This window comes from Amycolatopsis sp. NPDC051758, assembly GCF_044453095.1.
In the GTDB taxonomy this organism is placed as follows: domain Bacteria; phylum Actinomycetota; class Actinomycetes; order Mycobacteriales; family Pseudonocardiaceae; genus Amycolatopsis.
The window spans coordinates 88,724-102,566 of record NZ_JBITCJ010000009.1; the positions used below are offsets into that span (position 1 = coordinate 88,724).

General features: G+C 73.0%; 12 protein-coding genes. 4 read left to right on the plus strand and 8 right to left on the minus strand.

Annotation, left to right across the window (positions count from 1 at the left end; all coding sequences use genetic code 11):
- Nucleotides 1–81 precede the first annotated feature (81 nt).
- Nucleotides 82–540 carry a hypothetical protein gene (locus ACIA5G_RS36045; RefSeq protein ID WP_395931520.1) on the plus strand — a complete coding sequence of 153 codons (459 nt, stop codon included), beginning with the start codon at nucleotides 82–84 and terminating at the stop codon, nucleotides 538–540.
- A 15-nt stretch (nucleotides 541–555) separates the two neighbouring features.
- Entirely contained in the window at nucleotides 556–798 is a 243-nt protein-coding gene (locus tag ACIA5G_RS36050) for a hypothetical protein (RefSeq protein WP_395931522.1), read from the plus strand.
- Nucleotides 799–801: 3 nt separating this feature from the next.
- Here ACIA5G_RS36050 and nudC read toward each other — a convergent pair whose 3' ends face one another.
- From nudC to ACIA5G_RS36075, 5 genes are read right to left on the minus strand one after another with little or no spacing between them, the layout of a single operon-like run.
- On the minus strand, nucleotides 802–1,821 hold the full coding sequence (nudC, locus tag ACIA5G_RS36055; protein WP_395931524.1) for an NAD(+) diphosphatase: 1,020 nt from the start codon (nucleotides 1,819–1,821) through the stop codon (nucleotides 802–804).
- Nucleotides 1,821–3,200, minus strand: coding sequence for a M16 family metallopeptidase (locus ACIA5G_RS36060; protein ID WP_395931526.1), 1,380 nt, complete (start codon nucleotides 3,198–3,200; stop codon nucleotides 1,821–1,823). The genes nudC and ACIA5G_RS36060 overlap by 1 nt, the downstream gene beginning before the upstream one ends.
- Entirely contained in the window at nucleotides 3,197–4,489 is a 1,293-nt protein-coding gene (locus tag ACIA5G_RS36065; RefSeq protein ID WP_395931528.1) for a M16 family metallopeptidase, read from the minus strand. The genes ACIA5G_RS36060 and ACIA5G_RS36065 overlap by 4 nt, the downstream gene beginning before the upstream one ends.
- Nucleotides 4,490–4,498: 9 nt before the next feature.
- Nucleotides 4,499–6,100 (minus strand): DUF2207 family protein, encoded by a 1,602-nt coding sequence (locus tag ACIA5G_RS36070; RefSeq protein WP_395931530.1) that lies wholly within the window; start codon nucleotides 6,098–6,100, stop codon nucleotides 4,499–4,501.
- Nucleotides 6,101–6,102: 2 nt separating this feature from the next.
- Entirely contained in the window at nucleotides 6,103–7,842 is a 1,740-nt protein-coding gene (locus ACIA5G_RS36075) for a DUF2207 domain-containing protein (RefSeq protein ID WP_395931532.1), read from the minus strand.
- A 467-nt stretch (nucleotides 7,843–8,309) separates the two neighbouring features.
- On the opposite strand from ACIA5G_RS36075, the gene ACIA5G_RS36080 reads away from it, so the two are divergent.
- Complete coding sequence (locus ACIA5G_RS36080; protein ID WP_395931534.1) at nucleotides 8,310–9,506, plus strand: neutral zinc metallopeptidase; 1,197 nt, start codon at nucleotides 8,310–8,312, stop codon at nucleotides 9,504–9,506.
- 10 nt (nucleotides 9,507–9,516) lie between these two features.
- Here the strand turns inward: ACIA5G_RS36080 and ACIA5G_RS36085 are convergent, their stop codons facing one another.
- A complete protein-coding gene (locus ACIA5G_RS36085; RefSeq protein WP_395931536.1) occupies nucleotides 9,517–10,476 on the minus strand; it encodes an RDD family protein in 960 nt (319 codons plus the stop codon).
- Between the two features lie 56 nt (nucleotides 10,477–10,532).
- On the opposite strand from ACIA5G_RS36085, the gene ACIA5G_RS36090 reads away from it, so the two are divergent.
- Nucleotides 10,533–11,540: a stage II sporulation protein M gene (locus tag ACIA5G_RS36090; protein WP_395931538.1), complete on the plus strand. Its 1,008-nt coding sequence runs from the start codon at nucleotides 10,533–10,535 to the stop codon at nucleotides 11,538–11,540.
- Here the strand turns inward: ACIA5G_RS36090 and ACIA5G_RS36095 are convergent.
- A complete protein-coding gene (locus ACIA5G_RS36095) occupies nucleotides 11,532–12,311 on the minus strand; it encodes an RICIN domain-containing protein (RefSeq protein ID WP_395931540.1) in 780 nt (259 codons plus the stop codon). The genes ACIA5G_RS36090 and ACIA5G_RS36095 overlap by 9 nt on opposite strands.
- Before the next feature lie 239 nt (nucleotides 12,312–12,550).
- Nucleotides 12,551–13,843: a DUF58 domain-containing protein gene (locus ACIA5G_RS36100; protein ID WP_395931542.1), complete on the minus strand. Its 1,293-nt coding sequence runs from the start codon at nucleotides 13,841–13,843 to the stop codon at nucleotides 12,551–12,553.

The window sequence follows — 13,843 nt, forward strand, 5'->3', positions numbered from 1 at the left end:
CCACGTGGCGGAAACACGTTCGGCCGCGCCGGTGGGCCTGGTCAGCGGATTTCTGGTTGCGGTGGCGAGGACTCTGGAGGCATGACCTCGACCGTCCCGCCTCCGGATGTGCTCGGGTGCCCGGTGCCGATCGCGCGGTTCGTCGCGCGGACGGACGTCGCCGTGGTCGCGCTGCAGCACGTTGTCGCCTACCCGGCGGGGTGTGCCTTCACCGTGCACCTGAGCGTCCGGCGCGGATCCTTGGACGCGGCGACCTGGGACGGCATCGACAGCGGTCACGCGGGCGGGTTCCCCGGCCCGTCGGACGCGGGCCTGCAGTTCCGGGTCAGCCGGGGAGCGTTGGTGGAGGTCGGCGGCGGAGCGAGCTACGACGACCGGCGCTACCGGGGTGACCGGCAGCTTTGGTTGAGCCCACTGCCGGCGGAGCCGTTCGAGTTCAGCGTGGAGTGGCGAAAGGTCGGCCTCGACCGCACCGCCACCACGATCGACGGCCGGGCGATCGCCGAAGCGGCGGCGGACGCCCAGCCGTACTGGCCTTGAGGAGTGAATTCAGGAATGTCCGAAGAGATGTTCAAGGCAGGTCGAGACCAGCTGGTGACAACCATCCACACATTGCTGGCCGAGTGGCAGGACGGCCCTCCGGACTGGGAGAACGACACCCTGCCGCGTTATCTGGATGCACTGGCCGCATGGCTTCAGGGCAGCGAGGGCTACTTCGCGAACCAGGGCCGCCCGATCCCCGCCGATGGCTGGGAGATCATCCGGGTGGCCCTGGAAGCGGCGACGATCTACGAGTAGGGGCTACTCCTCCGCGTCCGCCCAGGCCTTGAGCATCACGCGGGCGATGGACGAGTTGCCCGGCAGGATGATCTCCGCCGCGCCGTCCGCGATGGGCGTCGGGCGCGCACCTTCGTTCCGGAGCTGGCTGTTCGCGAACGCCTCACGGACTTCCGCGCGCGACACCCACAGCGCCTCTTCGATCTCGCCGTCCGCCGGGACCAGTGGCAACGACCGGTCCGCGCGGGCCGTGAAGCCCAGCATGATCGACCGCGGGAACGGCCACGGCTGGCTGCCGAGGTAGCGGACGTCGGAAACCACGGCGCCCACCTCTTCGCGGATCTCGCGCAGGACGCACGCCTCCAGCGACTCCCCCGCCTCCACGAACCCGGCCAGCACCGAATACCGCCCGGCCGGCCAGATCGGCTGGCGGGCCAGCAGCACGTGGGAGCCGTTCGTCCCCTCTTGCGAGTGGACCAGGCAGATCACTGCCGGGTCCGTGCGGGGGTACTCCTCGCGGCCGTCGTTGGTGCACTTGCTCGCCCAGCCGAACTGGATCAGCTCGGTCGGGTGCCCGCAGCGCGTGCAGAACTTGGCCTGGCGACGCCAGTTCCGCAGCGCCTGCGCCGTGGTGAACAGCCCTGCCGACGTGTCGTCCAGCAGGTCGCCGTACCCGCGCAGCTCGACCCAGATCTCGCCGTCGGCACTCGGGACCTCTTCGACGAACCCCCAGCTGCCCGCCATCTTCACCGTGCCGGCGTCACCGGACGGCCCGCCCGGCAGCGACCAGTAGTCGGTGTCCTGCCACTCGCCGAGGAACACCGCGTCGGCCGGCGGCTCCGACCCGAAGTCGATCGCCTTCCGGAACGCCAGCACCGGCGAGCCTTCGACGACCGGGGTGCGCCCGGTGTCGTCCAGCAGGACGACCCGGGCGTCGGCCCAGCGCGACAGCAGCCGCGAGGGGTTGGTGCGCAAGCCCTCCTGGCGGTCCACAGTGGACCGCGACAGGGTGGGCAGGTCACCCAGGGAGAACGGGACGGACATCAGGCCGGCTCGCCCACTACGACGTCGCCGAGGGACAGCAGCTTGCGTTCCAGCACACCCGCGTCACCGACCACCACACCGGTGAACCGCTTGGGGGCGAAGAACTTCAGCGCCGCGTCGGCCACCTCCTCGGCGGTCACCGCGGCGACCCGCGCCGGGTGCTCGTTCAGCCACTCCAGGCCCAGCCCGGTCGAGGCCAGCGCCAGCACCTGCCCGGCCAGCCCGGACTGCGACGACGTCGAGGTCAGCAGCGAGCCGATCGCGTACTGCCGCACCGACTCCAGCTCGTCGCCGGCCGGCGGGACCTGGCCGAGGCGGCCCAGCTCGTAGCGGGTCTCCAGCAGCGCCGGCGCGGTCGCCACGGTGGCGGTGTCCGCGTCGACGTTGACCACGGCCGTGCCGTCGGTGAACTCGAAGCCGGAATGCGCGGAGTAGGTGTACCCCTTGTTCTCGCGGATGTTCTCGACCAGCCGCGACGAGAAGTACCCGCCGTAGGCCAGGTTCGCCAGCTGCAGAGCGGCGTAACCCGGGTCGGTGCGCGGCACGGTCTGCGCCGAGAGCCGGATCTGCGACTGCACGGCCCCGGCGCGCGGCACCAGCAGCACGTCCGGCCCGGTCAGGTCCGGCAGCGGCGGCAGCCGGACGGCGGACCGGTCCGAAGCCCAGCCGCCGAGCACCTTCTCCAGGTCGCCGATGACGCCCTGCGGGTCGATGTCGCCGACCAGCACCAGCACGGAACCCCGCGGCAGCACCGAAGCCCGGTGCAGCGCGCGGACCTGCTCGGGGGTCACGACCGCGACGTCTTCGGCGCGCGGCACCTCACGCGTCGCCGGGTGGTCGCCGTAGCGGTGCTTCTGCAGGGCCTCGCGCGCGATCGTGCGCGGCTGGGTGCGAGAGACGGCGATCCGCTCGACGAGCCGCTCCTTCTCGCGGGCGATCTCGTCGTCGGCGTAGGTGGCGCCGGTGAGCGCGTCGGCGAGCACGTCGAGGAACGTCGGCAGCTCGGCGGCGAGCGCGGAACCGGTCAGCACCAGGCGTTCCGGGTCGACGCCGACGCCGATGTCACCGCCGATCAGCGCCAGTTCGGTGTCGATGTCGATGCGGCTGCGGCGGGCGGTGCCGGTGAGGATCGTCTCGGCGAGCACCTCGGCGGTCGCCGGGTGCAGCGCGTCGTCACCCGCGAACGGGATCCACAGCCGCGCCTCGGTCATCGGCACCGTCGCCTTGCGCACGGCCACGACCCGCAGGCCGTTGCTCAGCTCGGTGTCCACATGGGACAGATCACCGGCGACCCGCTGCTCGCCCAGCGGGGGCAGCGGGCGCGGCCCCTGCGCGGTGCGGCCGATCTCCTCGGCACTGCGGTGCGTTGCAGAAGTCACTGCTCGTTGGTCCCTTCCGAAGCGGGCTTGACCACCAGGACGGCGCGCGCGTCGGGGCGCAGCGCCTTCGCCGCCGCCGAAACGGCTTCCGAGGTGACGGCGGACATCCGGTCCGCAAGCTTGTACACCAGCGACGCGTCGCCGTAGAGCAGCTCGAACGAGCCGAGCGCCAGCGTCCGGGACACCAGCCTGTCGTGCTCCGAGTGCAGGCTCGCCGTCCAACGGGCGGTGACCTTGCGCAGCTCCTGCTCGTCCGGCGGGTTCTCGGCGATCTTCTCGAGCTCGTCGTCCAGCGCGGCGAGGACCCGCTCGCGCGGCACCTCGTGCGGGTGGATCAGGGTGATGGTGAACGTGTCCGGGTCGCGGGCCTCGAACGGGCCGAACAGCCCGGCGCCGGCGCCGATGTCGACGACCAGCGGCTCGCGGTGCACCAGCCGCTGCTGCAGGCGGGAGCCGTCGCCGTCGGTCAGCACACCGGCGAGCACGAGGTAGGCCAGGTAACCGTCGACGTCGTTGATCGGGTCCGGCATGCGGTAGCCGATGCCGAGCGCGGGCAGCGGGGCGTGCGGGTCTTCGACCTCACCGCGCAGCTCGGTGGTCGGCAGCGGTTCGGCGAAGGACGGCCGCTGCGGCGCGGGCCGGTGCGGGACGTCGCCGAAGTGCTGCTCGATCAGCTTCTTGGCGTTGTCGACCTCGAAGTCACCGGCCACCGTGAGCACGGCGTTCGCCGGCGAGTAGTAGGTGTCGAAGAACGCCGCGCAGTCTTCGACCGTCGCGCTCTCGAGGTCCTCGAAGCCGCCGTAACCGTTGTGCGCGTTGGGGAACGTCGAGTACAGGACCGGCGGCAGGGTGATCCACGGGAACCCGCCGTACGGCCGGTTCAGCACGTTGAGCCGGATCTCCTCCTTGACGACGTCGATCTGGTTCGCCAGGTTCTCGGCGGTCAGCTTCGGCGCGCGCATCCGGTCGGCTTCGAGGAACAGCGCGCGCTCCAGCGCGGCGCTCGGGAGCACCTCGAAGTAGTCGGTGTAGTCCGGGTGGGTGGACCCGTTGAAGGTGCCGCCGCTGGACTGCACGTGCCGGAAGTGGGCGAGCTTCTCGAGGCTCTCGGAGCCCTGGAACATCAGGTGCTCGAAGAGGTGCGCAAATCCGGTGCGCCCCTCCGGCTCGGAGCGGAAGCCCACGTCGTAGTGCACGCTGACACCGACCACGGGCGCGGTCGCGTCGGGTGCCAGTACCACGCGCAGACCGTTGTCTAGGGTGTATCGGACGAGCTCGGGATCGGCCATGGCCCCACCCTACGACGGCTCGGCGCCTCCTGGCTTCCCGGCTGGCGGGTGAGAACCGGTGTCCTGACCCACGGCTTCGAGGAGCCGGCCGCGGCGGGCGGCGGCGAAGGTGCCGGCGAGCGCGTTCGCGAAGGATCCGGCCTGGTCAGGGGTGACGTCGCCGGCGTGCCAGTACACCGGCGGCGGGTGGTCGAGAGTGTCGAAAGCGGCCACCCAGGGGCTTAGTTCGCCCAGAGCGAGCGCGTACGGCAAGCCGCGTGAGAACACCAGTTCGCGCTGCGGCTTCGTCAGGTCTCCGGGCCGCACCGATGTCAGCTTCGCGCCGACCCCGCGCAGGCGTCGCGCCACGTCGGCGCCGGCCCGCCGCCGCGCGGGCAAGGCGGCCGAAACCCCGGCAGCTGCGGCCCCGGCCAGCACGAGGATGACGCCGAGCTGGGCGTAGCCGACGGTCAGCGCGAGCAGCACGGTCAGGAACACGCCGTAGAAGACGACCCGGAGCCCGGCGCGGCCGAGCCGCCGCGTGGTGAACCAGCCGCGCCGGACGACGTCGGCCCGCAGCTCGTCCGGTGGGACGTCCACGTGCCGCCGGCGGAGTTCGGCAAGCGTCACCGAATCCTCGGGCACGACCGCTTCGAAGACGGCTCGCTCGAAGGGCGTCAAGTGCTCGTCGGCCGGATTGCGGCGGGTCAGCTGCCAGCCGTCGTCCTCGGCGCTGACCCAGAGGTAGTTGCGGACGGCGAGGTCGAGCACCGTCGCGGCCAGGTCGGCGGGCCCGGCGCGGCCGTCCAGCAGGACGCCGGTGTGGCCCGGCAGCACACCTTCCGGTGACGCGAACTCGCCGTCCGCCGAGACCAGCTCGGCCTTCCGCGGCTCCCCCGCGGCGGCGTCACGGCGGCGTGCGAGCCAGACGAACGCCGCCGCGGCCAGCAGCAGTGCGCCGAAGCCGGCCCAGGCCCAGCCGACCGGGGTGGTGAGGACAAACGCGCCCGCGAATGTCTTGGCGGGAACCAGGCGCGCGTTCGCCGGGACGGCGCCCGCCGGCAGCTCGACGGTGGTGGTCATCCGCTGCCCCGCGAGGAGGTTCTGCTGACTGAACCGCGTCAGCCCGGCGTGGTCGATCTGCGCCGCGCCGCACTGGAAGTCCGAGTCCGGCGGGCCGGCCAGGCAGTCGACCGCGGTCGGGATCTTCGGGGTGGCGAGGGAGGCGCGGAGGAACTTCAGCTCGGCGCTCCAGCCGCCGGCCAGTTCCCAGGTGACCCGGTCGCCGTCGACCGCACCGTCCACTGTGTACCGGAAGATCGAGGTGCCCGGCGGCAGGTGGACGGTGAACGCGTCCTGGTCCACCGACGCCGTCCCGCGGCCTTCGATGACGACGTCGCGAATGCCGTAGACGCGGTCGCGGTGGTGCGGCGCCGCAACGCGCAACGGGACCCGGCGGTCCATCGTCATGCCTTCGGGCACCGAAACCGCCTCGGCGACCGACAGCGAGCCGTCACGCTCCAGCTTGAGCTGGATCTCGGCGCTCTGCGGCAGCGCGGGCAGCGGCGGCTGGTCCTGCGCGGGCACCGGCGCGGCGGCCAGGAACAGCGCCAGCACCGCCCCGGCGAGCACGGTCAGCGGGACGCGGTGGCGCGGCGGGACTCGGTCAGCAGCCCGTCGAGCGCGGTCAGGAACGACGGGAAGTGCGCGCCGAACCGGCGCAGGTCGCGGTCGGCCTCCATGCCGCCGTACCAGTACAGCCCGGCCGAGCCGTCCGACGCCGGGTTGAGCGCGGCGAAGGCGCCTAGCCAGCGTTCGGTGTCACCCAGCACCACCGCGTACGGCAGCGACCGGGAGAACACCAGCTCGCGGTCGGCCGGCGGGATGTCCTCGGCCTTGGCGGTGTGCAGGTAGTCGAGCAGGCCGCGGACCTGCCCGGCCAGCACCCGGCCACGCGCGGTGCGCGACGGCAGCAGCGCGGCCGCGGCAGCGACGGCGAGCCCGGCGAGGGCGACCGCGACACCGATGAGCGCGTCGCCGATGGTGAAGGTGAGCACCGCGGTGGTGACCAGGCCGAGCGCGAAGATGCCGGCGCCGAGCCAGGTCAGCCGGCCGCGGGCGGTGTCCGGGCGGCGGGAGAACCAGCGCTTGGTGACGACGTCGGTGTACATCGCGTCGCTGATCCGGCGCAGGTCGAGCCCGCCGCGGGCGCGCAGCTGCGACACCAGCACGGTCTCGGTGCCGTCCGGCAGCAGCGTGTCGTAGACGGCGCGCTCGAAGTCGTGGAGGTGCTCGTCCGGCGGGTTGCGGCGGGCGAGCTGCCAATCCTGTCCGTGGGGCCCCGGCACTTCGGCGAGCCAGAGGTAGTTGCGGACGGCCAGATCGACGACGGTGGCGCTGATGTCGACAACGTCCACCGTCTCGTCGACGACCGTGCCGACCTGCCCGGGCAGCACGCCGTCCGGGCTCGCGAAGAAGACACGGTCACCGTCGCGCAGCAGCACCTCGACCGGGCCGGTGGTGGTGTGCAGCGCACCGGCGTCCGCCTTGCGGCGACGCCACACGAAAACCGCGCCGGCGACGAGGAACAGCAGCAGGACGGCGAAGACGATCCCGGTCAGCGGCGTCAGCGCGAAGGCGTTGGCCAGCAGGCCGATGTCGGCGAACACCGCGTTGACCGGCGTGGTGCCCGCCGGCAGGCCGACGAGCAGGTCGACCCGGTCGCCGGGCTGGACGTCGTTCTGTTCGAGGCGCACCACACCGGTGTGGTCGAGCTCGGCGAGCGTGCAGCGCTGGTTCGAGCCGATCGGGCCGGCGAAACAGTCCACAGGGGACAGTTGCGGCGACGGCGCGAGGAAGGACGCGGTGAGCTTCGCCAGCGGCGTGTCGAAACCGCTCGCGACCTGCCAGCGGACCTGCTGGCGGCCGCTCTGGTCGGCGACCGCGCCGTCGACCAGGTAGGTGACGGTCGAGGTGCCGCCGGTGAAGGTCAGGACGAGCTGGTCGCCGGTGACCTGGCCGCTCGCGGCGCCTTCGGTCTTGACGTCGCGAACGGTGAAGACGCGGTCCTGGTCGTCACTCGCGGCGACGCGCAACGGGACGCGGGAGGTGAGCTGCTGCCCGCCGGGGACGGTGACCTTCTCGGTGACGGAGAGGGCGCCGTCGCGGAGGACCTTGAGCGCGACGTCCGCACTGGGGCCGTCCGCGGGCCGCACCTCGTTGCCGGTGAGCGGCTGCGGTTTCTTGACCAGGTCGCTCGGCGCGTCGGGCAGGGGCGGCCCGGCCGACGGCCCGTCCTGCGCGGCGGCGGGCCCGGCGGTGATCAGCACGACCGCGACGGCCGCCGCGGTCGTGGTCCCCCATTTCCTCAACACAGCACCACACCCTAGAGCACGCGATCTATGCTGACGCCCGGAACGGCGCAATCACCGCAGGTACGCCGGTTCCGACGGGGAAATCGCACGGGGGGTTCCACTCGATGACGCAAGGCCCGCAGGGCCCGGGTCCGCACGACCCGCGCCGTCCGCTGCCACCACCCGGACGGCCGCCGTTGCCGCCACCGGGCGTGCGGCCGCTGCCGCCGGGCCGGCCGGGCCAGGCACCGCAGGGTCCGGGCGGGCAGCCGCAGCAGGGTCCGGGCCGGGGCGGGCAGCCGAACCCGGTACCCGGCGGACCTCCAGGCCAGCCGCCGCACGGGCCGGGCGGCGCTCCGGGCCAGCCATCGCAGGGTCCGGGCCGGGGCGGGCAGCCGAACCAGCCACCCGGCGGCGCACCCCACGGCCAGCCGCCGCGAGGCCCGGGCCGGCCGCAGCCTCCGCACGGACCGCAGGGCACCCGGGGCATGCCCGTGCAGGGACCGCCGACCGGGCCGTACCCCCAGCCCGGCGGCCCGACCGGCCCCTTCACCCCACCGCCGCCCGGCACTCCCCTGCCGCCGCCGGCCGCGGCCCGGCCGCCCGTCTTCACCCCCGGTTACGCCGGACCGCCCCCGGGCGCGCCCTTCGGTCCGCGGTTCGCCCCCGGCTACCGGCCCTACGTCGCCAAGAAGTCCAACGCCGGGATCATCGTCGCCGTTGCGATCATCGGGATCGTCGCCGTGGTCGGCGGGCTCATCGCGGCCGTCGCGCTGACCGGCGGCGACAAGCGCCACGTCGCCGACGCCGGTTACTCCAGCACCTACCCGACCGAAACCACCGAGACGACCGAAGAGACCACCGAAACGACGTCGTCGACCGAATCGACGGAACGGACGACCAGCCGCACCTCCGAGCGCGAAACGCCGACGTCACAAACGCCGTCCGGCCCGCGCCCGGTCGCGCGCACCCGGGACAACCCGCTGTTCGAGAGCCCGGACTACGGCCTGCAGAACATCCCCTGCTCGCTGAGCCGCTGGGCGACCGACCAGAACAGCGCCCAGCGGTTCTTCCAGTCCGGCATCGCCTGCCTCGACGCGATGTGGTCGAAGATGCTCGGGGCGGCGGACCTGCCGTTCAAGTCGCCGAGCCTGTCGGTGCCGCGGTCGATCTCCGAATCGTCGACGCCGTGCGGCAGCGGCGGCACGACCACCGGGGTCACGCCGTTCTACTGCCCGTCGAACACCACGATCTACATGCCGATGGACCGCATCGAGCTCGACGTGTGGGGCAACCACCCCGGCCCGTACCTGTCGATCCTGGCCCACGAGTACGGCCACCACGTGCAGAACATGTCCGGCATCACCGAGGCGTACGGCGACCAGCGCTACGACGCGGGCGCCGACTCGGCGATCGGGCTGGAGCTGTCGCGGCGCATGGAACTCGAGGCGCAGTGCTTCTCGGGGATGTTCCTCGGCTCGGCGTCGGTCTCCGGCGGCTCGGTCGACAAGAACATCTACAACGAAGCCTGGAACGCCCAGGACCGCGGCGACGACTACTCCCGCAACGGCAAGCACGACCACGGCAGCGCCAGGCACAACATCTCCTGGTGGCAGCACGGCGCGACGACCAACCGCAACCAGCAGTGCAACACGTGGGCTTCGGCGTCCGGAGACGTGTCCTAGCGGGCCCGGTTCAGCTCGGCGGTGTGAAGGGGTTTTCGACCGGAGCCGGAGCCGGGGTCCCGGACGGCGGTGTCGGCAGGTCCGGCTGGGCCGCGACCGGCTGCGCCATCGAGGCGACCTGCGCACCGGCCGAGTGACCCGCGTGCAGGAAACCCGGCTGGCCCGGCGAAGGCGTCGCGTGAGCCTGGGCCCGCGCCGCCTCGTGCGCCTGGAACGCCCGGGCGTGGTCACGGCGCCGCCGCTCCGCCAGCACCGCCGCCAGGAACGCCCACGGCGGGACCCCGGGCGGCACCGGCGTGCCCAGCGCGTTGCCCACCTGCTGCGCGAGCCCCCAGCCGAGCGCCTCCGCCGCTTCCGGCCGCAGCTGGCCGAACCGCGCGAGGAACTGGCGGCTCGCCAGCGCGAGGTCGTCCGGCAGGCGCGTCAGGTCGAGCTGCGCCGCCCAGCCCTCGAGGCCGGGCGGCATGCCGATCGCCGGGTAACCCGCGCTTTCCGGCACGCGCTCGCGCACGACCAGCGTCCCGGCCAGGAAGTCGCCGACGCGGCGGCCGTCGGAGGAGCACAGCGACACGATCACCGCGACCGCGCCGAACAGCCCGAGCGTCCAGAAGTCGACGACGAACCCGGCGAGCCCGCGCACCAGCGCGTGCCGGAACCGGATCGGCCCGCCGTCGACGCGCACCACCCGCAGCCCGACCGCCAGCTTGCCCAGCGAACGGCCGCGCGAGAGCGTCTCGAACAGCACCGGGTAGCCGACCATGATCAGCACCAGGAACACCAGGATCAGGGTCAGCGCGAGCGCTTCGTCGTCGGCCGGCACCGCGAACGTCAGCACCAGCACCGCGCCCAGCAGCAGCGCGAACTGCACGAGCACGTCCAGCGCCATCGCCAGCGCGCGGCTGGCGAGCTTGGCCACGCGCAGGTCCAGGACCACGGCTTCGCCGGTGACCAGCTCGGATTCCTCTCCCACGCAGCCCAGCCTAGCGGCGGGGCCCGGCAGATAGGGTGAGCGCGGGAGGTGCCAGCGTGGATGTGGACGTCTTCGTCGCGACGCACACGGCGGAGTGGAACCGGCTCGGCGAGCTGACCCGCCGCGGCGGCAAGCTGACGGGGGCCGAGGCCGACGAGCTGGTGACGCTCTACCAGCGGACCGCGACGCACCTGTCGATCGTCCGGTCGGTCGCGCCGGACCCGGCGCTGATCGGGCGGCTGTCCGGGCTGGTCGCGCGCGGCCGGAGCGCGATCTCGGGGTCGCACAACCCGGCGTGGCGCGAGGTCGCGCTGTTCTTCACGCGCCGCTTCCCCGCCGCGGTGTACCTGTCACGGCGCTGGTGGATCCCGGCCGCGCTGGTGTCGATCGCGGTGATGGCGGTGATCGCCGTCTGGGTCGCGGGTGACCCGCACGTCCGGGCGTCGATCGCGACGCCGGACGAGCTGAACCAGCTGACCAAGCCCGGCGGCGAAGCCGAGAGCTACTACTCGACCGGGCCGGCGACGTCGTTCGCCGCGCGCGTGTGGACGAACAACGCCTGGGTGGCGGCGACCTGCCTGTTCCTCGGCGTCGCGCTGGGCCTGCCGGTGATCGGCGCGCTGTGGCTGAACGCGCTCAACGCCGGGCTGATCATCGGCGCGATGAGCGCGGCGGGCCGCGGTGACGTGATGATCGGGCTCCTGCTGCCGCACGGCCTCCTGGAGCTGACGGCGGTGTTCGTCGCGGCGGGCACCGGGCTGAAGCTCGGCTGGACGGTGATCGATCCCGGCCGCCGGTCCCGCACCGCCGCGCTGGCGGAGCAGGGCCGGTCGGTGGTGGTGATGGCGCTCGGGCTGGCGTGTGTGCTGTTCGTGTCCGGCCTGATCGAGGCGTTCGTGACGCCGTCCGGCTGGCCGACGTGGGTACGCGTCGGCATCGGCGTGGTGGTCGAAGTGGCTTTCCTGGTCTACGTTTTCACGCTCGGCCGGCGTGCGGCCCGCGACGGCGAGGTCGGCGATCTCGACGCGCGCGACACCGGGGACGCGCTGCCCGAGTCAGCATAGGCACGAGCCTTCGAAGGCGATCGACGATCCGTCGTCGAGGCTTGCCGTGCCGACGAACCGCGCCTCGAACTCGCCCGGCTCGGTCAGGGTCAGCTTCGGGCTCGACGCGGAGCCGTCCGCGCCGGTCTTCGCGGCCGCCGTTTCGCTGCCGCCTTCGAAGACCAGCACGTTCTTCGGGCGCGCCGCGCGGACGTAGAAGTTCACCGGCACGTCGGCCGCGGGCTGGCCGTTCTCGCCGATCACCCGCACGACGAACGGCGCGCCGGGATCCTTCGACGCGAGGCGCTGGCCGTTGCCGGACAGGATCGCGAGTGTCCGGCCGCCGGCGGCCCAGGTGTTCGCGATGCCGGTGAGCGAGCAGACTTCCTGGTACAGCCGGGCTCCCGCGGTCGCGCCTTCGGCGGTGAGGCAGCGCGCGGTGGCGACGTTCGCGATCTCGACGAGCCCCGGCAGCCCCGCGACGCGCCGCCAGGCCTGGTGCTTGTCCTTGTCGTCACAGGCGGCGAGCTTGACCGCGACACCGTCGACCGGGCTGACCGCGGTCAGGCACTGTCCACTCGGGACACTCACGAAGTGCTGGGACGTCTTGTCGTACTTCCACTTCGCGTTCGGATCGGCCGCATCGGCGATGACGGCCTTCCCGTCGGCGGCCGCGAGCGAGAGTTTGCCCCCGCCCTCGACCAGGTAGACGGGCGCACCGTCATCGGCGGCTGCCGTCCCGGGAACCGACACGGCGAGCAGGACCAGGCACCCGATGAGCAGCTTTCGCATGCTTCGGGCTTAACAGGCCGAACGGACGTCCACCACCGCAGCCACTCGCCCGAGGGACACCCCGGCCCGCGTGCCCAGAACGCCGACACGCGTACTGGAACAGACGACACGCGTACCGGGATGGACGACTCGCGTACCTGGGCGGACGACACGGCAGAAGCCGGGGGCTGTCGCCGTGTCGTCCATCCGCGTACGCGTGTCGTCCGGGTGGGTACGCGTGTCGTCCGGGTGGGTACGGGCTACAGGCGGCCGGCGGCCTTCAAAGCCAGGTAGCGGTCCGCCAACGCGGGCGGCAGCTCCTCCGGCACCGCGTCCACCACACTCACGCCGTGCCGCGCCAGCCGCTCCGTCACCCGGCTGCGCTCGGCCATCGTCCGCGACGCCGCCGCCGCGTCGTACACCGCCTCCGCGTCACCGCGGCCCGTCAGCATCTCCGCCACCCGCGGGTCCGCCACCGACGCGACAATCAGCTCGTGCCGCGCGGTCAGCGAACTCAGCACCGGGAACAAACCCTCCTCCAGCGGCGCCGCGTCCAGGCCCGTCAGCAGGACCACCAGCGCACGACGCCGCGTCCGCATCAGGACCTCCGCGACCATCCCGCGCGCGTCCGTCTCGATCAGCGACGGCTCGAGCGGCGCCATCGCGTTGACCAGCGACGTCAACAGCGAAGCCCCCGACGAGCCCTGCACCGCCGCCCGCAGCCGCCGGTCGTACGCCAGCAGGTCGACGCGGTCGCCCGCCCGGGAAGCCAGCGCTGCCAGCAGCAACGCCGCGTCCATCGCCGCGTCCAGCCGGGGCGCGTCGCCGACGCGGCCCGCCGACACGCGGCCCGTGTCGAGGACCAGCACCACGTGGCGGTCGCGTTCCGGGCGCCAGGTCCGGACCATCACGTCCGCCGCGCGCGCCGTGGCACGCCAGTCGATCGAACGGACGTCGTCGCCGATCACGTACTCGCGCAGCGAGTCGAACTCCGTGCCCTGGCCGCGGATCAGCACCGCGTTGCGGCCGTCGAGCTGCTGCAGCCGCGCGAGCCGCGACGGCAGGTGCTTACGGCTGTGGAACGGCGGCAGCACGCGGACCGTCCACGGCACCGCGTGCGAACCCTGCCGCGCGGCCAGGCCGAGCGGCCCGACCGACCGGACCGTCACCCGCGCCGCCGTCCGATCACCGCGCCGCGACGGCCGCAACGCCGTCACCAGCGCCCGCCGCTCCCCCGGTGGGACACGCAAAGCGTGCCGGTCCGAAGCGCCCGCGCTGGGCGGCCACGCGTCACGCAGCTGCCCGCGCACCGGGCGGCGGCCGGGGTTGGCCACCACCAGCGTCACCTCGCACGGCTCACCGAGCCGCACCGACGTGTCACCCGACCGCCGGAACACCAGCGGCCGCACGCTCCCGGCCAGCACCAGATCAACGACCACGAGCAGCACGAGCACCGCCCCGACCGCCAGGATCCCGGCGTCCGACGGCATGAGCAGCCCGACCACCAGCGCGCCGAGCAGCGCCAGCAGCCCGAGCCTTCCGGTGACGGCCAT